18 protein-coding genes are annotated in these 22706 nt (G+C 70.0%); 10 read left to right on the plus strand and 8 right to left on the minus strand.

The window, feature by feature from the left end; translation table 11 throughout:
* The first annotated feature begins 227 nt into the window (after positions 1–227).
* Positions 228–758, plus strand: a complete 531-nt coding sequence (locus ACVNF4_RS15525) for an SMI1/KNR4 family protein (RefSeq protein WP_461803388.1) — start codon at positions 228–230, stop codon at positions 756–758.
* Between the two features lie 18 nt (positions 759–776).
* On the opposite strand, the gene ACVNF4_RS15530 is transcribed toward ACVNF4_RS15525, so the two are convergent.
* On the minus strand, positions 777–1676 hold the full coding sequence (locus tag ACVNF4_RS15530) for an FkbM family methyltransferase (protein ID WP_461803389.1): 900 nt from the start codon (positions 1674–1676) through the stop codon (positions 777–779).
* Between the two features lie 93 nt (positions 1677–1769).
* On the opposite strand from ACVNF4_RS15530, the gene ACVNF4_RS15535 reads away from it, so the two are divergent.
* Entirely contained in the window at positions 1770–2267 is a 498-nt protein-coding gene (locus ACVNF4_RS15535; protein WP_461803405.1) for an AAA family ATPase, read from the plus strand.
* Here the strand turns inward: ACVNF4_RS15535 and ACVNF4_RS15540 are convergent.
* Both ACVNF4_RS15540 and ACVNF4_RS15545 read right to left on the minus strand, forming a co-directional pair.
* A complete protein-coding gene (locus tag ACVNF4_RS15540) occupies positions 2245–2910 on the minus strand; it encodes a hypothetical protein (RefSeq protein ID WP_461803390.1) in 666 nt (221 codons plus the stop codon). The two genes, ACVNF4_RS15535 and ACVNF4_RS15540, sit on opposite strands and share 23 nt — an antisense overlap.
* Before the next feature lie 286 nt (positions 2911–3196).
* On the minus strand, positions 3197–5011 hold the full coding sequence (locus ACVNF4_RS15545) for a phosphoenolpyruvate carboxykinase (GTP) (protein WP_461803391.1): 1815 nt from the start codon (positions 5009–5011) through the stop codon (positions 3197–3199).
* A 259-nt stretch (positions 5012–5270) separates the two neighbouring features.
* Between ACVNF4_RS15545 and trhA the strand changes: the two genes are divergently transcribed.
* The 4 genes from trhA (at position 5271) to ACVNF4_RS15565 (ending at position 8965) form a co-directional block, all read left to right on the plus strand.
* Entirely contained in the window at positions 5271–5960 is a 690-nt protein-coding gene (gene trhA, locus ACVNF4_RS15550; RefSeq protein WP_461803392.1) for a PAQR family membrane homeostasis protein TrhA, read from the plus strand.
* 102 nt (positions 5961–6062) lie between these two features.
* Complete coding sequence (locus ACVNF4_RS15555; protein WP_461803393.1) at positions 6063–7601, plus strand: MFS transporter; 1539 nt, start codon at positions 6063–6065, stop codon at positions 7599–7601.
* A 4-nt stretch (positions 7602–7605) separates the two neighbouring features.
* On the plus strand, positions 7606–8235 hold the full coding sequence (locus ACVNF4_RS15560; RefSeq protein WP_461803394.1) for a TetR/AcrR family transcriptional regulator: 630 nt from the start codon (positions 7606–7608) through the stop codon (positions 8233–8235).
* A gap of 28 nt (positions 8236–8263) precedes the next feature.
* On the plus strand, positions 8264–8965 hold the full coding sequence (locus tag ACVNF4_RS15565) for a Mut7-C RNAse domain-containing protein (RefSeq protein WP_461803395.1): 702 nt from the start codon (positions 8264–8266) through the stop codon (positions 8963–8965).
* A 43-nt stretch (positions 8966–9008) separates the two neighbouring features.
* Here ACVNF4_RS15565 and ACVNF4_RS15570 read toward each other — a convergent pair whose 3' ends face one another.
* The 5 genes from ACVNF4_RS15570 to ACVNF4_RS15590 form a co-directional block, all read right to left on the minus strand.
* Entirely contained in the window at positions 9009–11429 is a 2421-nt protein-coding gene (locus ACVNF4_RS15570; protein WP_461803396.1) for a galactose oxidase-like domain-containing protein, read from the minus strand.
* A gap of 116 nt (positions 11430–11545) precedes the next feature.
* On the minus strand, positions 11546–12724 hold the full coding sequence (locus ACVNF4_RS15575; protein ID WP_461803397.1) for a glycosyltransferase: 1179 nt from the start codon (positions 12722–12724) through the stop codon (positions 11546–11548).
* Positions 12721–14349, minus strand: a complete 1629-nt coding sequence (locus ACVNF4_RS15580; protein WP_461803398.1) for an ArnT family glycosyltransferase — start codon at positions 14347–14349, stop codon at positions 12721–12723. The genes ACVNF4_RS15575 and ACVNF4_RS15580 overlap by 4 nt, the downstream gene beginning before the upstream one ends.
* Positions 14346–15602: a glycosyltransferase gene (locus ACVNF4_RS15585; protein ID WP_461803399.1), complete on the minus strand. Its 1257-nt coding sequence runs from the start codon at positions 15600–15602 to the stop codon at positions 14346–14348. The genes ACVNF4_RS15580 and ACVNF4_RS15585 overlap by 4 nt, the downstream gene beginning before the upstream one ends.
* 188 nt (positions 15603–15790) lie before the next feature.
* Positions 15791–17842, minus strand: coding sequence for a thioredoxin domain-containing protein (locus tag ACVNF4_RS15590; protein WP_461803400.1), 2052 nt, complete (start codon positions 17840–17842; stop codon positions 15791–15793).
* Between the two features lie 131 nt (positions 17843–17973).
* On the opposite strand from ACVNF4_RS15590, the gene ACVNF4_RS15595 reads away from it, so the two are divergent.
* The 4 genes from ACVNF4_RS15595 to ACVNF4_RS15610 form a co-directional block, all read left to right on the plus strand.
* Entirely contained in the window at positions 17974–19245 is a 1272-nt protein-coding gene (locus ACVNF4_RS15595; RefSeq protein WP_461803401.1) for an MFS transporter, read from the plus strand.
* Between the two features lie 69 nt (positions 19246–19314).
* The gene (locus ACVNF4_RS15600) at positions 19315–20535 is read left to right on the plus strand and encodes a sedoheptulose 7-phosphate cyclase (RefSeq protein WP_461803402.1); all 1221 of its coding nucleotides are present in this window, start codon (positions 19315–19317) and stop codon (positions 20533–20535) included.
* Positions 20532–21758: a serine hydrolase domain-containing protein gene (locus ACVNF4_RS15605; RefSeq protein WP_461803403.1), complete on the plus strand. Its 1227-nt coding sequence runs from the start codon at positions 20532–20534 to the stop codon at positions 21756–21758. Before ACVNF4_RS15600 ends, ACVNF4_RS15605 begins: the two co-directional genes overlap by 4 nt.
* Positions 21755–22706, plus strand: a 952-nt coding sequence (locus tag ACVNF4_RS15610; protein WP_461803404.1) for a flavodoxin-dependent (E)-4-hydroxy-3-methylbut-2-enyl-diphosphate synthase, incomplete at its 3' end; no start/stop codon positions are given. The genes ACVNF4_RS15605 and ACVNF4_RS15610, both read left to right, overlap by 4 nt.

Here is a 22706-nt window from a genome sequence, read left to right on the forward strand (position 1 = left end):
GCGCCCTCGTCGTCGCCGCCTCCCGCGCGGACACCGCCTCCGCCATCCTCGCCGCCCAGCGCATGGACGCCCACACCGACGCCCTCCGCGGCGCCGCCCACTAGTTCCCCCCACGGGGTCCACCCCCGAAACGGCCCCGGTCCGCGCGCACCCGCAGCGACGCGCGGACCGGGTGCCACTTTTCTGGACGCCGGGTCACCGCACCCGGAGAGAGGGTGCTCCTCCCGATGCCCTCCGATCTGACCTGCCTCACCGAACTCCTCCCCCACCCCCGCCTCGTCGCCCCGGCCACGGACTGGGCCACCGCCGAAACCACCCTGCGCACCTCTCTGCCCACGGACTACCGGGCACTCATCACCACCTACGGCGCAGGCCTCATCGACAACTACCTCCTCCTTCTCGAACCCGGCTGTCCCGACGACGTCTACGACCAGCTCAAGATCTCCGCGGAACGGGAGGAGGCCAACAGCTCCCTCTGGCAGTACGACGACAAACCCACCGAGCTGGAACCCGACGGCAACCGCCTCATCTGCTGGGCCACCACCGACAACGGCGAGTACCTCTACTGGCTCGTCCAGCCCGGCGACGACCCCGACAGCCGCCCCATCCTCATCAACAGCGACTCCGACTGGGAGCGCCACGACATGACCACCACCCGCTTCCTCGCCTCCGTCCTGGCCGGGGACATCACCTCCGACGCCCTCTGGAGCCGGTTTCCCCGGCGTCAGCACGAGTTCCGACCGGCCCGGGAGATGTGACCACCAGGCGCGACGGAGTCACTCGGTCAGTGCCTCGACGTCGACGCGGGAGAACACCAGGTCGGTCATCTCTGTGACCGGCTCTCGCCAGCGCGTTGCCGATGCGGGACGGCGCAGGGCCTGGGGATAGCTGGCCGCGTCGTAGTCGTTGGAGACGCGGTAGGGGTGGAACCCGTGGTCTCGCAAGGGGGTGAGGATCTCGTCGACGGTCTGGCCTTGTTTGGCCAACAGCCTCGGTGTCACCTCGACGAGCAGTTCGGCGTCGTCCCGGAGGTGGCCCAGCACGGGCAGCAGCCCGCGTACGGCACCGGCCTCGCCACCTTCCACATCGATCTTGATCAGGCGAGCGGTGGCGACTTCGTCAGTCGTGAGGAGTCGAGAGAGCGGCGCGGTGTCGGCGATGAACGAGGACGCGACGGTACGCGGTCGTACGGCGGTGGTGCCGCCGAGGTTCGTGGGGTCTTCCAGGTAAAAGGTCAGCTGCCCGGGGGCGTCGGAGACGGCGGTGTTGATGGTGCGGACGTTCGCGCATCCGTTGAGGCGGATGTTCCCGGTCAGGGCCTGGTGGAAGTCAGGAGAAGGTTCGACGGCCACCACTCGCCCTGTGGGGCCGACGAGTTGGGCGGCGAGCACGGTGTAGTAGCCGATGTTCGCGCCGATGTCGACGAAGGTGTCTCCGGGCCGGAGTCGGCGGGAGACGAAGGAGGTGAGGTGTGGTTCCCATACGCCGAAGAGGTAGAGGTAGCGCTGGATGACGTCGCTGGTCATCACGTGGAAGAGGGCGCCGGTGCGGGTGCGGGTGACCGTGGTGACGGGGTGGTTCTTCAGGTGTTCGTCCAAGAGGCTGGCGAGTTGGGGAACTCCTGGTCCGGCGGGGACATGGCGGACGTACGTCCGCAGTGCTCGAAGCGGGTTCATGGGACGTCTCCGAGAGTCGGGCCGCACACGGGGGCGGGACCTGGCAGGCTGGTCGCGGCAGTAGTGCGTGGTGGAGGAGAGAAGGACGTGACGATGGAGGCCGCTCCGGTCGTGTACCTGCTCGTCGGGCTGACGGGGTCGGGCAAAACGACGTACGCGCAGCGGAAGTTGGAGCCGGTCGGAGTGGTGCGGCTGTCCGTGGACGAACGGGTCTTTGAACGGCACGGTCGTTACGGCGTGGACTACCCGGAGCACGAGTACTTCGCCCGTGAAGCACCCGTCGTCGCCGAAGTACGCAGGGAACTGGTCGAGTTGGTGAAAGCCGGGCGTTCCGTCGTGGTCGATCACGGGTTGTGGCGGCGCAAGGAGCGGGAGGACTGGAAGCACCTCGTCCGCGATGCCGGAGGAGCCGTGCGCCTGCTGTACTTCCCGGTCGCGCGTGAGGAACTGCTCCGGCGTCTGAACGAGCGCAACCGGCGTGACGACGCGAACGCGTTGACGGTCACCGAGTCGGCAATGGACGACTTCTTCGCCCGGTTCGACGTCCCTCACGGAGAGGGCGAGGAGATCATCGAGCCGGACTCCTTCTAGCGGGATGCCAGGTGGCAGCCAGCCGTATGGCTTCCTGCGGCCACCACGGCGGGGTCTCCTGGAGAGTGACCGGCCGGAAGGGGACGTCAGGGGAGGTGACGTCGATCCGGCCGTCGTGCAGTGACAGGTGGTTCAGCAGATGCCGGGCCTCCGACAGCAGTGCGGGGGACTTGGTCTGCCAGCTGCCGTCCGCCGTACGGGCCGCGCGCCTTTCGAGGTCTTCTCGTACGCCGCGTCGCCATTTGAAGTGGTGGACGACAACCGGCGGTCGGTTCGTCGGCCGGTGTCCTTCGGCGCGGTGGTTTCCGGAGTCGACGGTGACGCTGGAGTGTGCGAGCACGATCTTGCGCGGGTCGCCGTGCAGGAGCAGGTGGGTGAGGAATCCGCCCAGGGGATAGGCCGCGTCCAGTCCTTCCCCCAACAATGTTGACACGCGGCAGGCATCAGGACGGGGCAGGGTCAGTAACTCCCCGCCGTACCAGCGGTCGAACTGGCGCGGGGAAACCTCAAGAGATGCCAGACGGGCGTCACGGTCGAGTTCCGCCAGCCGGACGGCAGCCCGCCTGTACTGGGGGGCGAACGCCTCGTGCGTCGTCAGGTGCCGTTGCTGAAGCAGCTGCCGAAACAGCGTCGTCCCTGGCATGGCCCCCCCTTACGGCGCCCGCCCGCCACGGACGCTCACGACTTCCGGCAGCATGCCGATGCGTCCGCCGACCAGGCAACAAGTTTGGGAAAGTCGACTCGAACGGATTGAAGGCACGCCCCGAGACAGGCAAAGGCCCACCCCCCACCCCGTCGGGGCTGACGGAGTCGGTGGTGGGCCCAGCCCCGTACGCCGTTGTACAGGGCCTGCCGCTGTGCCGCGGCCGGTTCGTGACGACGCGTCTGGTCAGGGACTGATCGGTGAACCGGCCGCGGGGATCAGGGGGTTACGCGAGGCGGTCGACCAGCGCGCGGTACTCGTCCCAGAGTTCCTTCGGGGTGTGGTCGCCGAAGGTGTTGAGGTGGGCCGGGACCAGGGACGCCTCCTCGCGCCAGATCTCCTTGTCGACCGTGAGGAGGAACTCCAGGTCGGAGTCGGCGAGTTCGAGGCCCTTCGTGTCGAGGGAGGACGGGGTCGGGAGGACGCCGATGGGGGTTTCGACGCCGTCCGCCGTGCCGTCCAGGCGTTCCACGATCCACTTCAGGACACGGGAGTTCTCACCGAAGCCGGGCCAGACGAACCGGCCGGCGTCGTCCTTGCGGAACCAGTTGACGTAGTAGATCTTGGGGAGCTTCGCGGGGTCCTTGTCCTTGGCGACGTCGATCCAGTGGGCCATGTAGTCGCCCATGTTGTAGCCGCAGAAGGGCAGCATCGCGAAGGGGTCGCGGCGCAGCTCACCGACCTTGCCCTCGGCGGCGGCGGTCTTCTCGGAGGCGACGTTCGCACCGAGGAAGACGCCGTGGTTCCAGTCGAAGGACTCGGTCACCAGGGGGACGGCGGAGGCGCGGCGCCCGCCGAAGAGGATCGCGGAGATCGGGACGCCCCGGGGGTCCTCCCACTCGGGCGCGATGATGGGGCACTGCGAGGCGGGTACGGTGAAGCGGGCGTTGGGGTGCGCGGCGGGCACCTCGGCGCCCGGCGTCCAGTCGTTTCCCTTCCAGTCGGTGAGGTGCGCGGGCGTCTCCTCCGTCATCCCCTCCCACCAGATGTCCCCGTCGTCCGTCAGTGCGACGTTGGTGAAGACGGAGTTGCCCCACAGCGTCTTCATCGCGTTGGCGTTGGTGTGCTCACCGGTGCCGGGGGCGACGCCGAAGAAGCCGGCCTCGGGGTTGATGGCGTAGAGGCGGCCGTCCTCCCCGAACCGCATCCAGGCGATGTCGTCGCCGATGGTCTCGACGGTCCACCCGGAGACCGTGGGCTCCAGCATCGCGAGGTTCGTCTTCCCGCAGGCGGACGGGAAGGCGGCGGCGACGTACTTGGCCTCTCCGCGCGGCGGCGTCAGCTTGAGGATGAGCATGTGCTCGGCGAGCCAGCCCTCGTCGCGGGCCATGACGGAGGCGATCCGCAGGGCGTAGCACTTCTTGCCGAGGAGCGCGTTGCCGCCGTACCCGGAGCCGTAGGACCAGATCTCGCGGGACTCGGGGAAGTGGGAGATGTACTTCGTGGCGTTGCAGGGCCACGGCACGTCCGTCTGGCCGGGCTCCAGCGGCGCCCCGAGCGTGTGCACAGCACGCACGAAACGGCCGTCGGAACCCAGCTCGTCCAGGACTGCCTGGCCCATCCGGGTCATCGTCCGCATGGAGACGGCGACGTAGGCGGAGTCGGTGATCTCGACGCCGATGGCGGAGAGCTTCGAGCCGAGGGGGCCCATGCAGAAGGGGACGACGTACATGGTCCGGCCGCGCATCGAGCCCCGGAAGACGCCCTGGTCGCCGGTGAAGACGGCCCGCATCTCGGCGGGGGCCTTCCAGTGGTTGGTGGGACCGGCGTCCTCCTCCTTCTCGGAGCAGATGAACGTCCGGTCCTCGACCCGCGCGACGTCGGTCGGGTCGGAGGCGGCGTAGTAGGAGTTCGGCCGCTTGACCGGGTCGAGCCGCTTGAAGGTGCCCTTGTCGACCAACTCCGCACAAAGTCGGTCGTACTCGGCCTCGGACCCGTCGCACCAGACCACACGGTCCGGCTGGGTCAGTTCGGCGATCTCGTTCACCCAGGAGACCAGCTCCTGGTGGCTGGTGGGGGGAGCCGCGTTGTCGCGCGCCACGATTGCTCCTACGAAGTGAGGGTTTGCTGTGTTGTGCCCCGTGGGGGCGCCGACCCGGAAACGTCGTAGCCGCTCATCCGGTGCCGACCGCACTCATTTGATCATCCGCCGAGAGAGCCCATCTGTCCAGAGGGCGTCACATATGAGCAACGTGAGGATCGCCACGTGTTCACTCGCCGCGTGAGACGATGACCACTCCCCACCGCTCATCTCGTCGTACTGACACGTGATTTACGGCCCCGTAGGTACGATTTCGCGTATGACCGCCCCCTCCCTGCCACACCAGCTCAAGCAGCAGGCCGCGCACCTCGTCGAGCCGGTCAAACCCAAACTGCGCGGCTGGCTGCACCTGGGCATGTTCCCCACCGTCCTGATCGCGGGCCTGTTCCTGACGGCCCTCGCGGACTCCCCGAAGGCCCGGATCGCCTGCGCGATCTACGTCCTGACGGCCTGCCTGCTGTTCGGCGTGAGCGCGGTGTACCACCGGGGCAACTGGAGCCCGAGGATGGACGGCATCCTGCGACGGCTGGATCACGCCAACATCTTCCTGATCATCGCCGGCACCTACACACCGCTGACGATGCTGCTGCTCCCCGGGTCGAAGGGGCAGTGGCTGCTGTGGGGCATCTGGGCGGCGGCCGCCGCCGGGATCGTCTTCCGGGTCTTCTGGGTGGGCGCCCCCCGCTGGCTCTACACCCCCTGTTACCTGGCCATGGGCTGGGCGGCCGTCTTCTTCCTCCCGGACTTCATGCGGACGGGCGGCATCGCCGTCCTCGTCCTAGTGATCGTCGGCGGGCTCCTGTACAGCGCGGGCGGTGTCATCTACGGCATGAAGAAGCCGAACCCCTCCCCCCGCTGGTTCGGCTTCCACGAGGTGTTCCACTCCTTCACGCTGGCGGCGTTCGCCGTCCACTACGTGGGGATCTCGCTGGTGGCGTACCAGCACTGACACCTCGCACGACCGACCGAGGGCCACGGCAGCGCACCGTGGCCCTTTTTCGCGCCTGAAACAGATTGACGGTCACTACCTTTTGAGAGTTACTCTCATTTTATGGAAACTGTCACTCCGCACCCTCGGCGCTGGTGGGCCCTGGCCGCCCTGGTCGCGAGCATGCTGACGCTCGGCTTCGACATGACGATCCTCAACGTGGCCCTGCCGACGATGGCGGGCGACCTCGGCGCGAGCACCGGCCAACAGCAGTGGATGGCGGACGCGTACGTCGTCGTCTTCGCCGCCCTGATGCTCCCCGCCGGTCTCCTCGGCGACCGTTTCGGACGGCGCCGGATGCTGGTGGTGGGCCTGGCCCTGTTCCTCGCCGGGTCGCTGCTCGGCGCGCTCGCGGGGGACGTGAACTGGGTGATCGCCGCCCGCGCGTTCATGGGGATCGGCGGTGCGCTGGTCACCCCGCTCGCCCTGTCCGTCCTGCCGTCCCTGTTCGGTGCCGACGAGCGCACGAAGGCGATCGGCGTCATCTCGGCGGCCAGCGCGCTCGGGCTGCCGCTCGGCCCGATCATCGGCGGCTGGCTGCTGAACCACTTCTGGTGGGGCTCGGTGTTCCTGGTGAACGTCCCCATGGCCGGGATCGGCATCGCCGCCTGCGTGTTCCTGCTCCCCGAGACCAGCGACCCCGCCTCCCCGAAGGTCGACGCGCTGTCCACCGCGCTCACCGCGACCGGCCTCGGCGCCCTCATCTACGCGATCATCGAAGCCCCCGTGCGCGGCTGGGGCGACCCGCTGATCCTGGCGATGCTCGCGGCAGCCGTCGTCCTCGTCACCGTCCTCGTCCTGCGCGAGCGCGGGATGAGCCGGCCGATGCTCGACATGTCGCTCCTCGCGCAGCGCGGCTTCCTGTTCAACACGCTGGCCGCGACGCTGGTGATGTTCGTGCTGTCCGGGCTGATGTTCGTCCTGCCGCAGTACCTCCAGGCGGTCCTCGGCAACGACGCCTTCGGCACCGGGCTGCGGATGCTGCCGATGATGGGCGGACTGCTCGTCGCCGCCCGCGCGGCCCAGCCGGTGGTGGCCCGCTTCGGCCCGCGCGCGGTGGTCGGCGCGGGCCTCGTCGTCCTCGCCTTCGCGACGCTCCTCGGCAGCCGGACGACCGTGGACTCCGGGTACGGGTTCACCGCGCTGTGGCTGTCCGTCGTCGGCGTCGGCTTCGGGTTCGCCGTGGTCCCGGCGATGGACGGTGCGCTGGGCGCCCTGCCGCGTGAGCGGGCCGGCAGCGGGTCGGGGCTGCTGATGACGCTGCGGCAGGTCGGCGCCGCGATCGGGATCGCCCTGCTCGGCAGCCTCATCGCGAGCGACTTCCGCGACCGCCTCGACGTGACGGGCCTGCCGTCCGGCCTCGCGCACACCGCCGGGGAGTCCGTCGTCGCCGCGCATCTCGTCGCGGAGCGGACGGGGGCGGTGCAGGTGGCGGCGTCCGCGAACAGCGCGTACGTGCACGGGATGAACCTCGCGCTGCTGGTGTGCGGGGTCGCTTCGCTGGTGGCGGCGCTGCTGGCCGCGGGGTTCCTGCCGGGGGTGCGGGACGGGGAGGCGGGGGGCGTGGACATGGCCGCCGCCGAGGCCGATGCACGACAATGACGTCATGACGCCGTCCCATCCGACCACCCTGACCGACAGCCGTCCGCTGGGCCTGCGTGAGCGGAAGAAGATCAAGACCAGGACGGCGATCCGCAGCGCGATGTACGCGCTCGTCGAGGAGCAGGGCTACGACGCGACGACGATCGAGCAGATCGCCGAGCGCGCCGAGGTGTCGCCGTCCACGGTCTTCCGTTACTTCCCCACCAAGGAGGACATCGTCCTCACGGACGAGTACGACGCGATCCTGCTGGAGGAGCTGCGCAAGCGGCCCGCCGGGGAGCCGTGGATGGTGTCCCTGCGGCACCTCATGCGACTCGCGATCGCGGCGGGCCTCGCGCAGGAGGAGCGCCGCAACACCGAACTGCGGGCGTACCTCACGGCCCATGTCCCGGCGGTGCGCTCCCGGATGGTGGAGTCCATGTCGGTCACCAGCCGCCTCCTCGCCGAGGCGGTCGCCGAGCGCACCGGCCGCGCGCAGGACAGCCTGGAGGTCCGCGTCTACACGATGTCCCTCATCGGCGGCCTCTCCGAGGTCACCCTCCACTGGGCCGAGAACGACTTCCGCGACGACCTCCTCGACCTCCTCGACCGCACCCTCGACGTCCTGGAACACGGCCTCAAACCCCTTGAGTGAAACGCCGTCCCGGCCGCATCCTGACCCCGTGATCACCCTGCGCGTCGCCCCCGCCCTCTCCTTCTTCGTCCGCCGCACCACCATCGACGCCGACGGCGTCTCGACGCTGGGCCACGTCGTGGAATCGGCCGGTGTGCCCCTCACCGAGGTGGGTGCGCTGCTGGTGGACGACCGTGAGGTGCCCGTCTCCCACGTCCCCTCCCCCGGCACTCCGGTGGAGGTGGAGGTCCGCCCCCACGCCCACCCCCAACAGGTCCCCGGCGCTCCGCTCCGCTTCCTCCTCGACGTCCATCTCGGCACCCTCGCCCGGCGGCTCCGGCTGCTCGGGGTGGACACGGCGTACGAGTCGACGGACATCGGGGATCCCGCGCTGGCGACACTCTCCGCCGCGGAGAAGCGGGTGCTGCTGAGCCGGGACCGGGGGCTGCTGCGGCGCCGGGAGATCTGGGCGGGGGCGTACGTCTACGACAAGGCGCCGGACGCCCAACTCCGCGAAGTACTCGGCCGGTTCGCTCCCGAGCTGGCGCCCTGGACGCGGTGCATCTCCTGCAACGGGGTGCTCAAGCCGGCCACCAAGGACGAGGTCGCGGACCGGCTCCGGGAGGGGACGCAGGCTTCGTACGACGTGTTCGCGCAGTGCGGGGAGTGCGGGAAGGCGTACTGGAAGGGGGCGCATCATGAGCAGTTGGAGGCGATTGTGGCGGATGCGCTGAGGTTCAGGGCGAGTTGAGATCAGGACGGCCCCGCACCCGGTGCGGGGCCGTCCGTCGTCCCTACTTGCGCTTCAGGTCCTTCGCGTCGCAGGCGACCTTGTTGCGGCTGGGGTCGAGGCCCAGCGGGTCGTCGCCGTTGACCTTGAGGGTGCCGTACTCGTTGTCCTTGAGCCACTTGCAGCGGGCGGCGGTGGTCTTCGCGACCGTGGCCGGGAAGGTCGTCGGGACGCAGACGTTGAGCGAGCCGTAGTGGCGGTCGCAGCCGGAGACGGTCGGACTGACCTTCTGGGACTGCCGCTTGGCGCCGGGGCCGGTGGTCTTGCCGGTCAACTTGTCGGCGAAGGAGTGGATATGGGCCGAGGGCTGGGTCGCGGCCTGGGTCTTCGCCAGGGCCGCCGGTCCCGTGAGGTGGACCCACTTGGCCACCGAGGGAACCCCGTTGGCATCGACCGCGAACAGCATGTACCAGCCGGGCGGCGCCAGGTTGGGGTTGCTGGTGACGTTCAGGTCGACGTTGTTGCCGTTCACGGAGAGCGGCAGGTCAACGAACCGCTGGTTGGGGTCGGAGGAGTGGGTGACGGCGGCCGGGCGGATCAACTCGGCCTTGGCGATGGGCCGGTCGACGGTGATGCGCTGCGTGTCGCCGTACTGCCACTCGTTGTCGATGAGTGAAGTGATCGCCGGACGTGGGCCCTTGAAGAGATAGGGCGGCGAGTAGACGGACACGTTGTGGTTCCAGGTGCCGTTGCCCGGGTTGTCGCCGGTCGTCAGCACCCGGCCGTCCGGGAGGAGGACGGCCGAGGAGTGGTAGCCGCGGGCCTCGGGGTCGGCGGCGACGGGGTCGAACGTGCCCGTCCCCGGGTCGTACAGGGACGACTCGTACACCGGGTTCGCCCGGTTGTGCAGGGCGCCGCCGGTCTCCAGGACCTTGCCGTCGGGCAGCAGGACCGCGGAGACGTACATCTTGCCCTGGGCGCCGGTCTGCGGGACCTTGCCGGCGCCGAGGTCGACGGTGCCCTGGGGGATCGGCGGGCCGGCGACGTACGCCGGGTTCGCCTGCTTGAGGTCGATGACGTCGGTGAGGCGGTTGCCGTCGGGGTTGGAGTCGATGTTGCCGCCGCCGAGGGTGAGGACCTTCTGGTCCTGCGCCGGGGGCAGCAGGACGCTGGCGGACTGGTCGCGCTGGTCCTTGTTCTGGAGGCCGGGGATCTGGGTGACCGTGTTCGCGTCGTAGTCGTAGACCGCCGCGCCGGTGCCGGGGATGTTGTTGCCGAAGACGTGGCTGCCCGTGTAGAAGAGGCGGCCGTCCTGCATCAGCACCATCGCCGGGTACAGGCCCCAGTACGACCAGGTCTGGTTGACCTTCCACAGCGGCAGCCACTGCTGCTCCGCGTTCGACCAGCGCTCGGCGGTGACCGAGCCGGAGGAGTCCTCGCGCAGGCCGCCGAAGGAGAGGACGTCACCGTCGCCGAGGACCGTCGCCGACGGGTACCAGTGGCCGTCGTTCATGTCGTTCGTCTTGCTGTACGTCTCGGTCACCGGGTCGAAGACGTACGAGTCCTTGAACCCCTCGTACCCGTGCCCGCCCGGCACCGGGTACGCCTTGTTCCCGCTCATCACCAGCACCCGGCCGTCCTGCAACTGGACGTGTCCCGAGCAGAACATGTCCTTCGGGGTGGGGATCACCTTGTACGTGCCGTTCACCGGGTCGTACACGGCGGAGGTGAACGTGCCGGCCGCGAACTGCTCCTCGCTGTTCCCGGAGCCGGCGATCATCAGCACCTTGCCGTTGTTGAGCACGACCGAGTGCATGGACCGGACGGGGTTCTGCGTCGGCAGCACGCTCCAACTGCCGTCCGCGCACTGGACGTTCGTCCCCGTGCAGGTCGACGGCGGGGTGACGTCCGGGACCTGGTCCATCGTGTAGTCGTCGGTGGTGACCGAGCCGGTGCCGTAGACGGAGACACCCCAGGTGATCCGGTCGGTACCGGCCGGGACCTGGGGGGTGCGGACGCTCGCCTGCGCCCAAGTCGCCGACACGTCCAGGGTCTTGAGGTCCGTCCAGTACTGCCAGCCGGCGGTGGCGTCGTGCCGGAAGAGGGTGACGGACGTGTCGGGGGTGGTCGACTTGTACCAGAGCGAGAGGTCGTACTGCTTCCCCACCGTCACCGCGGGCGCGCACGCGGCCGACTCGGTGATCAACGCCTTACGGTCGCCGTCGACCCGCCGGGTCAGCTCGACCTTCATCGCCTTGCTGCCGCTGTGCGCGTCCGAAGTCGCCGTGAACGTGAAGTCGTTGTCCCCCCACCCCGACTTCTCCCAGCAGTACGGCATGTCCCCCGAACCCGCCGTCTCGAACCCGGGGTTGAGGACCAGGTTGGCGGCGGACGCGGGCTGCGGAACGGACAGCAGCAGGCCACCGGCCAGACTGCTGACCGCCAACAGGGCAGTTCTCCTACGGTACTTGAGGGGCAGTTTCATGCGGCTCCCTTCGGGTTCGTACGGGCGTGCACCACAGCCGCCGGACGGCTCGTGACCGGCGGCTGTGGGGGTATGCGTCGTGGGGGGGGAGGTCTCGCGGTTCAAGTGGCCCGCTCTCACCCGGTCTCCTTCGCCGCCCCCCGCCGCTTCTTCCCCCTCGGCAGGTACACCAGCGCCTCCGTCCCCACGAACCGCAGCACGAACGTGGTCACCAGTGCGAGGGCGGTCGCGGAGAGCGCCCCCATCCCGAACCGGCTCACGAACAGGGCGATCAGGGGGATGCGCAGGACCAGGTCCGCGTTGGCGAGGAGGGCGAAGCGGCCGGCGCGGTCCCACCAGTGGCGGTGGGCTCGGCGGTCGCGGAAGAGGAGGTGTTCGATGAGGAGGAAGTTCCAGGCGACGCCGAACTGGTTGGCGAGGATCTCGGCGGGGAGGTAGTGGAGGCCGGCGGCGGTCAGGGCCCACAGCGCGCCCAGGTTGGGGAGGAAGCCGCTCAGACCGATCAGGCCGAAGCCGATCATGCGGGCGATCGGGGAGGCGGCGCGCAGACCGAGGAGGTGCCGTAGGAACCGCATCCCCTCTTTTGCCGTCGACTTGGACTCCCCCGCGTACCGCTCCTGGAAGACGAACGGCACCTCGGCGACCCGCTCCGGCCTGCTGCGGACGGCGAGTTCGAGGAGGATCTTGTACCCGAGGGGCTTGAGGACGTCGGCGCTGACGACGCTGCGGCGGATCGCGAAGAACCCGCTCATCGGATCGCTGATCCGGTGGAGGCGGCGCGGGAAGAGGGACTTGGTGAGCCAGGTCGCCCCCTTCGACACGGCGACCCGGTACCCCCCGGCGAGCCCGGCCCGGCTGCCGCCCTTGATGTACCGGGAGGCGACGACGAGTTCGGCGCCGGACCGCTCCCCGGTGGCCACCAACTCCGGTACCAGGGACGGCGGATGCTGGCAGTCGCCGTCCATCACGACGACCCAGTCGGACCCGGCCGCCCTGATCCCCTCGACGACGGCCCCGCCGAGCCCGCCCACCGGTTCCTCCCGGTGCAGCACGGTCACCGGGAACGGGCAGTCCGTCGCGGCGTCGCGGATCACCTCGGGAGTGTCGTCCGTGGAGTCGTCCACGAAGACGACCTCGCAGGGCACCCGGCTCGGTACCGACTCCGTGATCTGGCGCAGGAGTTGGCGGATGTTGGCGGACTCGTTGTAGGTGGGGACGACGATGGTGACGGCGCCGGGTTCGGGGATGTCGTCCTCGCGGAGCGACGGAACGGGCGCGGTGTATTCGTGGCTCAACGCAGGCCCTCCACGCGGCGGATCTCGATGCGGTCCTCGCCGACTCCGAACACGGCGACCGGAGTTGAGTTCGTCAGCGCGTCCTTCACGGTCGGCAGGTCGCGCGCGTCGCGGCGGACCGTCGGGGAGGCGACCACGTAGTCGACGTCCTTCCAGCCGTTCGGGAGGGTCTTGGTGACGGCCGGGTCGAGGTCGGCCTTGTAGAACCAGATGGCGCCGAGGCCGGGCTCGTACCCGGCGTGGACGAGGTCGAGCCAGAGGGCGTCGTCGACGAGGACCCGGGTGCGGGCGGGGTCGGCGACGTGTCCCTCGTCCGCGAGCCACTTCGAGGCCGAGCGGTAGGGGCCGTTGGCGTCGGCGGTGACGGCCGTGCGGTCGCCGTCGTACCAGCGGGGCACGACGTACGCGGCGGCGGCGAGCGCGAGGACGCCGGCGAGCGCGTACCGGCCGTAGCCGAACCAGCGGCTCTCCCCGGCGCGGCGCCCCTTGTGGACGACGGTGTGCGCGACCGACGCGACGGCCCCGGCGAGGACGAGCGAGAGGTAGGGCAGCGCCTGGATGACGTACATCGCCGGGAGGTACCCGCCGGGCCGCAGCGCGACGGCCGCGAGGATCGCGACGGCGAGGGAGGGCCCGGCGAGGGAGCGGGCGGTGACCGACCAGCGCCAGGTGAGCAGCAGGAGCAGCGCGCCCGCGAGGCCGCCGACGATCAGGACCCGGTCGTAGTAGAGCCAGGACTGCAACACCCCGTGCGCGCCGGACCCGTTGTCGAGGATGAACCCCGAACCCGGCCTGGTCATCTGGTACTTGATGCCGTCCCAGAGGGAGACGTGGCCGCCGCCGGGGAACAACTCGCCCTTGAGCAGGGCGAAGAGGGGGTAGGAGACGCCGATCAGGGCGCAGGCGGTGACCGCGCCGGTGAGGGCGAACTTGCGGGTGTCGCGGTGGCTGTGCCGCCACATCGTGAGCAGCACGGCGGGCAGGACGAAGAGCATCGTCTCCTTCGTCAGTACGGCGGTTGCCGCCGCGATGCCCGCCGCGAAGTGGTGCCAGAGGTGCCGGCTCGGGGAGGCGGCCAGGGCGAACGCGAGGAGCGTCCACATGACGGCGAGGTTGTCGAGGAAGATCTCCCGCTGGAGGACGACGGACAGCGGGGAGAGCCCGAAGAGGGCCATGGCGAGGCCTGCGGCCCAGCGGGGCAGGGAGAGCCGTCGGCCGAGGACGTAGAGCAGGATCGCGCTGGCGGTGGTGACCACGAGCATCACCGCGCGCATCGATCCGACGGTCATCGCGCCGGCGCTGAAGGCTTTGGGAATCCAGGTGAGCAGGGCGAGTTGGAACCAGCCGAGGGGCGGGTGGTCGTACCAGTAGGTGTAGTGGGCGAGGCCCTTGCCCTCCTGGACGGCCCAGGCCTGGGCGAGGTAGGTGCCCTCGTCGTCGCTGAAGGCGGGGTAGGCGGCGATGTTCCAGCCCTGGACGGCGAGGATCGCGGTCAACAGGGCGGCGCAGACCAGGAGATCGGGCCTGCGGGAGGGTCGTGGGCGGGGGGTCGGAGCGGTGCGGGGCGCGGCTGTGCGCTGCACGGGGACCTTCGGGGTGGTCACCGCGGGGAGGGTGGAGGTCACGCGGGGACGTCCTCTCGGGTGGTCAGGTGCGCTCCGGTGTGCTCGGTCAACTCCCACTCGTTGTTGCCGCGTTGCTCGCGCCAGACGGCACGCATCGCGGCTCCGGCGAGGAGGACCTGGTAGAAGGGGCCGCCCACGACGAGCTTGACGTAGTGGACGAAGCGCACGCGCAGGCCGTACTGCTTGCCGAAGTCGTGGAGGCCGACGAGTTCGAAGACGAAGGTCACGAGCGCGGTGACGGCCGGCAGGAAGGTGATGAAGGCGATGCCCACCGGGACGTCGAGGAAGAGGGCGACGGCGGCGTTGAGCGGGATGACGACACCGGAGAACGCTTGCAGGAACGGGGTCATGAGGGTGTAGCGGGCCAGCAACCGCTGTCCGAAACCGGGGAGTTGCTTCCAGTCCTTCTTGCGGTAGACCTGAAGGAACCCCTGGTTCCAGCGAGTTCGCTGCTTGAGCAGGGACATCAGCGAGCCGGGTGTCTCTTCGCGGGTCACCATGTCGGAGTCGTAGGCGACGACGACCTTCTTGCCGACGGAGGACAGCCGCACGCCCAGGTCGCAGTCCTCGGCGAGGCAGTTGGAGTCCCAGCCGCCCGCGCCTCTGAGGACCTCGGTGCGGACGAAGACGGTGTTCCCGCCGAGCGGGATGAACCCCTTCTCGGCGTGCAGGTGGAGCCGGGAGCGGAACCAGAAGAAATACTCCAGGCAGTTGCGCAGGCTGTACCAGCTGGAGTGGAAGTTGATGAGCTGGACGCCGCCCTGGACGACGTCGGCGCCGGTGGTGCGGAAGGCGTGGTCGACGTGGGCGAGGAGTTCCGGGTGGACCTGGTCCTCGGCGTCGAAGACTCCGACGACGTCGCCGCGGCAGTGCGGCAGCGCGGTGTTCATCGCCTTCGGCTTGTTCTTCTTCTCGTGGGTGTCGACGACGACGCGCACCCGTGGGTCGCGGGCGGCGGCGCGCTCGGCGACCTCGGTGGTCTCGGGGTCGTCGTGGCCGACGATCACGATGATCTCGAAGTCGGTGTGGGTCGACTCCAGGAGCCGGCGGATGGTGTGGTCGAGGACGGCCTGCTCGTGCCGGGCGGGCAACAGCAGGGAGAACGAGGCGTGTTGACCCTCGTCGGGTTGGCCGAAACTGGTCGACGCGAGCACTTCCGGCGTACGCCAGGCGTGCATCTGCCACCAGAGGGTGAAGGCCGCCATCCCGAAAAGCGCCAGCGAGACGGCGGTTATGAAGACGGACGTGAACAAGAAAAGATCCCCCCAGATCTCAAGGCCCCCTGTCGCGACGGCGCGTGACGTGGCGTCGCGTCATGTGTTGAAGGCTAGGTGGAAACTGTGAACCGGGGGAAGTCTTCCGATAAATAGCTTGTTTCAGAACTGAGTTGTTCTTAGAAGCCCATATCGGGACAGCTGGTCACGATTCTGGTCGTCGTTGATCAGTTCGTGCGACCGTTCCTCCCGGTCAGTGCGGTTCGCAGCCGCTCCGACTCCGTCGTCGGGACGTCACAAGTGAAGTTACGGCAGACGTACGCGGTTGGTTCATTTCCCGACAGAACCCGATTCGCGAGCAAAGGGAACCCGTCACTGTCAGTCACACCGTAGGCCACGACTACGCCCGGAGCGGTGGCCAGAAGTGCCTCCCGGTGCAGTCGCTTTCCGGCCGGATCCGTCAACTCCCTTGCCACGACGGCGACTTCACGCGGCCCGTCGAGCAGCGCCTCGGTCGCGGCGAGTCCCCAGCCGATGAAACGGGGCACACGGGGGCCGAGCGACCGCACCACGCCGAGCGCCTTCTCGGCCGCCGTGCGGTGGGGTTCGGCTCCGGTGTGGGCCGCGTACGACAGCAGCGCGTTCGCCGCCGCCGTCCAGCCGGAGGGGGTCGCGTTGTCCGTGGGGTCCTGGGGGCGCCGGATGAGCTGCTCCGCGTCGGCCGCCGTGTCGTACAGCGCACCGGACTCCGGGTCGGTGAAGCGGGCCAGCACATGGTCGAGGAGCAGCCCGGCGAACTCCAGCCAGACGCCCTCGCCGGTCACGGCGGCCAGCGCGAGGAACCCCTCGGCGACGTCGCCGTAGTCCTCCAACACCCCTGCGTTGGCGCCGACTCGGCCGTCCTTGCTGGTGCGGGCGAGGTGGGCGCGGTCGTCGAGGTGGACGCGGACCAGGAGGTCGGCGGCGGTGACGGCGGCCTCGACGAGGTCGGGGCGGTCGAAGTAGGCGCCCGTCTCGGCGAGCGCGGCGATCGCGAGCCCGTTCCAGGCGGCGACGACCTTGTCGTCCCGGCCGGGTGCGGGGCGCTCGGCGCGTGCCGTGAGGAGCCTGCGGCGGATGCCGTCGACCCGGTCCGCGTCGAAGACGCCCTCGGTCTGCGGGAGTTGGAGGACGGAGGCGCCGTGCTCGAAGGTGCCGTCCTCGGTGACGCCGAAGTACTGGGCGGCGAGGTCGGCGTCTTGGGTGCCGAGGGCGTCGGCGAGCTGGTCGGGCGTCCACACGTAGTAAGCGCCTTCGACGTGCTTTCCGGTGCCGTCGTCGCTGTCGGCGTCCAGTGCGGACGCGAACCCGCCCTCGGTGGTGCGCAGTTCACGGACCATGAAGTCGGCGGTCTCCAGGGCGATCCGGCGGGCCAGTTCGGAGCCGGTGGAGCGCCACAGGTGTGCGTAGACGCGGCACAGCAACGCGTTGTCGTACAGCATCTTCTCGAAGTGCGGGACGATCCACTCGCGGTCGACGGAGTACCGGGCGAACCCGCCGCCCAACTGGTCGTAGATCCCGCCCCGGGCCATCCGCTCGCACGTGTCCGCGGCCATCTGCAACGCGCCCTCGGACCCGGTCCGCGCGTGGTGCCTCAGCAGGAACTCGATCACCATGGACGGCGGGAACTTCGGCGCACCCCCGAACCCGCCGCGCTGCGGGTCGTACTCCCGCGTCAGCCCCAGCAGCGCCGCCGCCTGCTCCTCCTCCCCCGGCGGCCGGCCGTCCCCGAACGTCAGCTCCCGCTCGCCGAGATCCCGGACGATCCTCCCCGCGACCTCCGCGACCTCCTCCCGCCGCCCGCTCCACGCCTGCGCCACCCCCTCCAGCACCTGCCGGAACGACGGCGACCCGTGCCGGGGCACCGGCGGAAAATACGTCCCGAAGTAGAAAGGCTCCGCATCCGGTGTCAGAAACACCGTCATCGGCCACCCGCCCTGCCCCGTCGCCGCCTGCACCGCCTCCATGTACACGGCGTCGACATCCGGGCGCTCCTCCCGGTCCACCTTGACGCTGACGAAGTGCTCGTTGAGGTACTCGGCGGTACCGGGGTCCTCGAAGGACTCGTGGGCCATGACATGGCACCAGTGACAACTGGAGTACCCCACACTCAACAACACCGGCCGGTCCGTCCGCCGCGCCTCCTCGAACGCCTCGGGCGACCACGGCCACCAGTCCACCGGGTTGTCGGCATGCTGCAACAGATACGGCGAGGTCTCGTTCGCGAGGCGGTTCGGCATGGGGACATCCTCGCGCACAGCCGCTCGGGCCGGCCGGTGTCCGGAGTCGTTGCGCATGTCAGAGGTGTGGCGGAACTCACCCCTTCAGGTATTTCGGGCTCACATGATGTCAAGCCATAGCGTCCTTCCTCATGACCCAGTCAAAAACTCGTGAGGCACCCCGGACGCTCTTGTTCCTGGGGTTCGTGATCGGTGCCTTCGCGCTCGGCACCAGTGAGAACGTGGTCGCGGGCATCCTGCCCGACATCGCCCGCGGGCTGCACACGAGCGAGGGTTCGGTCGGGCTGCTCGTGACCGCCTACGCCGGCACGGTGACCGTGGCCGGGCCGATCGTGACGCTCTTCCTCGACCGGGTGGGGCCGAAGCGGCTGGTGACCGGTGCGCTGGCGCTCTACCTCGTGGGATCGGTGCTGGCCGCCGTGGGCGGCTCGTTCCCCATGGTGGTCGCGGGGCGGGTCGTCACCGGTCTGGTGCACACCACGATCATGGTCGTCTTCATGACCACGGCCATGCGCGTCGCCGAGCCCGGCAAGGAGGCATCGGCCGCCGCGAACATCACCCTCGGCCTCTCGGTCGCCACCGTCCTCGGGGTGCCGATCGGCGTCTTCCTCGGCCAGCACCTCGCCTGGCAGGCCTCGTTCTGGCTGGTCGCCGTACTGGCCGCGGTCAGCCTCCTGGTGATCCTGGCCGTCTTCCCGGCCGACCCGTCCGACGCCGGCACCGACGCCGCAGGCGGTGACGGTGTGCCCCGGGCCGGACTGCGCGGGCTCGGGCGTCCGGAACTGGTCATCGGGATCTGCGTCACCGCGCTCACCGGCATGGCCGCGCTCACCGTGGTGACCTACGTCGCGCCGTTCCTGACGCAGGGTTCCGGGGTCGGCTCCGGTCTGATCGTGTGGATCATGCTCGCGTACGGTGCCGGCTGCGTCGTCGGCAACACTCTCGGCGGGCGGCTGGCCGACGGCCGCGTGCTCCAGGCGATGGTCGGCACGGTCACCGCCACCCTCGCCGTGCTCACCGTCCTCCTGCTGGTCTCCGGCAGCGCCGTACCGACCGTGATCCTCACCGTGCTGGTCGGCCTCGCCTACTTCGCGACCTTCCCGGCCCTCAACACCTGGGTGGCCGCCAACTCCCACGGCATCTCGCCGAACCTCGCCCTGGCCCTCAACAGCTCCGCCTTCAACATCGGCATCGCGCTGGCGGGCTGGACCGGTTCGGCCTGGCTCGACTCCGGCCGGCCGGTCGAGAACCTGCCGCTCATCGCGCTTCCGCCGGCCGCCCTGGCAGCCGCCCTGGCCTGGGTTCTGGTCCGCCGTCGGCGCACCGGTCAGGACGGCAGCCGCGAGGCCGCGCACCAGGACCCCGCGGACGGGGCCCCCACGGGTTCCCCCACCGCCGTCTGACCGGCCGGCCCCGACCTGACCGGTCGGGGCCGGCCCCCTCGCTTTCCCGACCCCATCGATGGAGAGTCCGTGTCTTCTTCCGTGATCGCCTCCGCCGCTCCGTACAAGCACGAACTCACGCGACAGCCCCGGGGCCAGTGGTCCGTGAACGCTGTCAAACAGGTCTCGTACGAAGTCATCGTGCGCGACAACCTCCTCGAACCCTCCGACGGCTTCCTCGCCGACACCCTCCGCCGGTGTGTCACGGGGGAGACCAGCGACCGGCGGCTGCTCGTCGTCGACAGCACCGTGAACGAGCTCTACGGCTCCACGATCGCCCGCTACTTCGACACCCACGGCTTCGAGACCCACACCCTCGTCCTGGACGCCCACGAGCAGGCCAAGGACTGGCAGAGCGTCGACGCCGTCCTCGCGGCGATGGACGAGTTCGGCGTGGACCGCCGCCGCGAGCCCGTCGTCGCCGTCGGCGGCGGTGTGCTCTGCGACATCGTCGGCTTCGCGGCCAGCATCTACCGCCGGGGCACGCCCTACATACGGATACCCACCACGCTCATCGGCCTGGTCGACGCGGGTGTCGGCGTGAAGACCGGGGTCAACCACCGCTCCGGCAAGAACCGCATCGGCACCTACGCGCAGCCGCTGCTGAGCCTCCTCGACACCCGTTTCCTGCCCACCCTCCCGGAGCGGCACCTCAGCAACGGCCTCGCCGAGATCCTCAAGGTCGCGCTGGTCAAGTCCGAGTCGCTGTTCACCACGCTGGAGCGCGCGAGCCGGTGCGGCATCCGGGACCTCTTCGACGACGCGTTCCACGTCGGCATGGCCGAGTACATCACCCACGAGTCCATCCACCTGATGCTGGAGGAGCTCCAGCCGAACCTGTGGGAGGCCGTCCTCGAACGCTGCGTCGACTACGGCCACACGTTCAGTCCGACCGTCGAGATGACGTCGGTCGCCGAGCTGCTGCACGGTGAGGCGGTCGCCGTCGACATGGCCCTGACCACGGCCATCTCCCTCGGACGCGGGCTGATGACCCCGGCCGAGGCCGAGCGGGTGCTCGCCGTCATGCGCGGTCTCGGGCTCAACCCGTGGAACGACGCTCTGACCGACACCGAGCTGCTCGTGCGGGCCCTGGAGGACACCGTCCGCCACCGTGACGGGCAGCAGCGGCTCCCGCTGACCCGGGGCATCGGCGATCACGTCTTCGTGAACGACGTGACGGCTCAGGAGATCGTCGCCGCCGTCCGCCACCTGAGCGCCCACGCCGCCACGCCGGAGGCGGTCGCCGCATGAGCGCGAGGGAGAGCCGTATCGGGGAGGGCACCGCCGAGGGGTTCGTCGCGCCCGGCTTCGAAGTGGTACGGGAATGCTTCGAGACCAACCTGCGCGAGACCGAGGTCGGCGCCGCGTTCGCCGTCCACCACCGGGGCCGGCTCGTCGTCGACCTGTGGGGCGGGGTCGCCGATCCGGCGACGGGGCGCCCCTGGGCGGCCGACACCCGCGCCCAGATCTTCTCCGGCTCGAAGGGCGTCATCGCCGCCGCGCTGCTGCGGCTGTGCGACAGCGGCGTGCTGCGGCTGGACGACCCGATCGCCCGCCACTGGCCGGAGTTCGCCGTCCACGGCAAGGACCGAAGCACCGTCTCCGACGCCGTGACGTACTGCGCCGGCCTTCCCGCGATCACCGACCAGGTCGTCGATCCCGCCGCCCTCTCGGACCCCCGGGCCATGGCACGGGCCCTCGCCGAGCAGAAGCCGGTGACCGGGCCCCGGCTGATCTACGGGCCGTGGACGATGGGCTGGCTGGTGGAGGAACTCACCTTCCGCACCACCGGACTGTCCCTGCGCGAGTACTTCCGCCGCGAGATCGCCGGGCCGCACGGCCTGGCGATCGACTGGTGCCTCGGCCCGGCCGACGAGGTGGCCGCCGTCGTCCACGACGACAGGTTCGCCGCCCAGTACGACCGGTTCAACGAGAGTGACGACCCGCTGACCCGGGCGATCTGGGCCAACCCGGTCCCGTTCCCCAAGGGCCGGGTGATGTGGAACGAGGAGGCGCTCCGCACGGCGTACATACCGGCCGCGAACATCGTCGGTACCGCCCGTGACATCTCCCGCCTGTACGCGCTCGTCATCGAGGACCTGCACCGCCCGGACGGTGAGCCGGGCCACCTCGCCCGCGCGGCGACCGTCCGCGACGCGCTCACCCTGTACGTACGGCAGGAGGACCCGGCGCTCGGCTTCCCCTTCGCGTACGGCCGAGGCGGGTTCCGCCTCAAGGGCACCCCCCGCACCGGCGTCGACGCCGACATGTTCGGCCACGACGGCGGCGGCGGTTCGGCGCACTTCGGGTGGCCGGGTGCCGGCATCGCCCTCTCGTACACCCCCAACCACCTGCTGGACATCGGCAACGACGACCACCGGGCCGGAAACCTGATCCGGGCCCTGAAGTCCGCCCTGCGCGACCAGGACACGGCCCGGACGTCGCGCGAAACGGAAGAAGCGGTACCCGCGTGAAAATCAGCGTCTCGGTCTTCCAGACCACCCTCACCGCCAAGGTGACCGACCTGGCACGCCGCCTGGAGGACACCGGCTACGACGCCCTGTACTTCTGCGAGCACACCCACCAGTCTCTGGCGTTCGCGCGTCAGGCGCCGACGCTGGAGCGCCGGTTCCGGGAGACCTTCGACCCCTTCGTGGCCTCGCAGGCCGCGGCCTCCGTGACCGAACGGCTGCGGGTGGGCTCGGCGATCAGCCTGCTGGCCCAGCACGAGCCGATCGCCATGGCCAAGCGGCTGGCCAGCCTGGACCGGCTGGTCGACGGCCGCCTCGACGTCGGCGTCGGCGCCGGCTGGATCGAGGACGAGATGCGCCGGCACGGCGTGGACCCGGCCCGCCGCAACGCGCGGCTGTCCGAACACGTCCTGGCCGTGAAGGCCCTGTGGTCGGGCGAGCCCACCACGGTCCACTCGCCGCACGTCGACTTCGAGGACGTGGTGGTGCTCCCGACGCCGTCGCAGCGGCCCGGTCCGCCGATCCTCGTCGCCGGCGCCGGACCGCGCGCCCCGCACCGGGTGCGCGCCATCGGCGACGGCTGGATGCCCGACTTCGGGTCGGTTCCGCTGCCGGAGCTGCTGAAGGGTGTCGCCGCCGTCCGTGAGATCGGCCGGGAGCAGGGCCGGCACCTGCCGGTCGTCGTCATGGGCGTCCCCCACGATCCGGCCGTCGTCACCGTCCTGGCCGAGGCCGGGGTCGACCAGGTGGCGACGCTGCTGCCGTCGGCGCCGCTGGACGAGATCGACGCCTTCCTGGCGCCGTACGAGGCCGCTCTGCGGGACGCGCTCGGCGTACGGGTCGCCGAGAGCTGCGAGTACCCGCTGCATCTGGGGGTGACGGAGGCGGGCCCGGCGTTCCAGGGGACCATCAAGTCGGCTGTCGCGTTCGGGGCGCTGCTCGCGCAGGGCA

Source organism: Streptomyces sp. S6 (genome assembly GCF_054880855.1).

What these genes read in the sequence shown, in the direction of transcription:
- ACVNF4_RS15530 (WP_461803389.1), bottom strand. Translation starts at nt 1,676, where the DNA reads ATGAACCCGCTTCGAGCACTGCGGACGTACGTCCGCCATGTCCCCGCC.
- ACVNF4_RS15535 (WP_461803405.1), top strand. Translation starts at nt 1,770, where the DNA reads ATGGAGGCCGCTCCGGTCGTGTACCTGCTCGTCGGGCTGACGGGGTCG.
- ACVNF4_RS15570 (WP_461803396.1), bottom strand. Translation starts at nt 11,429, where the DNA reads ATGAAACTGCCCCTCAAGTACCGTAGGAGAACTGCCCTGTTGGCGGTC.
- trhA (WP_461803392.1), top strand. Translation starts at nt 5,271, where the DNA reads ATGACCGCCCCCTCCCTGCCACACCAGCTCAAGCAGCAGGCCGCGCAC.
- ACVNF4_RS15590 (WP_461803400.1), bottom strand. Translation starts at nt 17,842, where the DNA reads ATGCCGAACCGCCTCGCGAACGAGACCTCGCCGTATCTGTTGCAGCAT.
- ACVNF4_RS15555 (WP_461803393.1), top strand. Translation starts at nt 6,063, where the DNA reads ATGGAAACTGTCACTCCGCACCCTCGGCGCTGGTGGGCCCTGGCCGCC.
- ACVNF4_RS15540 (WP_461803390.1), bottom strand. Translation starts at nt 2,910, where the DNA reads ATGCCAGGGACGACGCTGTTTCGGCAGCTGCTTCAGCAACGGCACCTG.
- ACVNF4_RS15595 (WP_461803401.1), top strand. Translation starts at nt 17,974, where the DNA reads ATGACCCAGTCAAAAACTCGTGAGGCACCCCGGACGCTCTTGTTCCTG.
- ACVNF4_RS15560 (WP_461803394.1), top strand. Translation starts at nt 7,606, where the DNA reads ATGACGCCGTCCCATCCGACCACCCTGACCGACAGCCGTCCGCTGGGC.
- ACVNF4_RS15525 (WP_461803388.1), top strand. Translation starts at nt 228, where the DNA reads ATGCCCTCCGATCTGACCTGCCTCACCGAACTCCTCCCCCACCCCCGC.
- ACVNF4_RS15605 (WP_461803403.1), top strand. Translation starts at nt 20,532, where the DNA reads ATGAGCGCGAGGGAGAGCCGTATCGGGGAGGGCACCGCCGAGGGGTTC.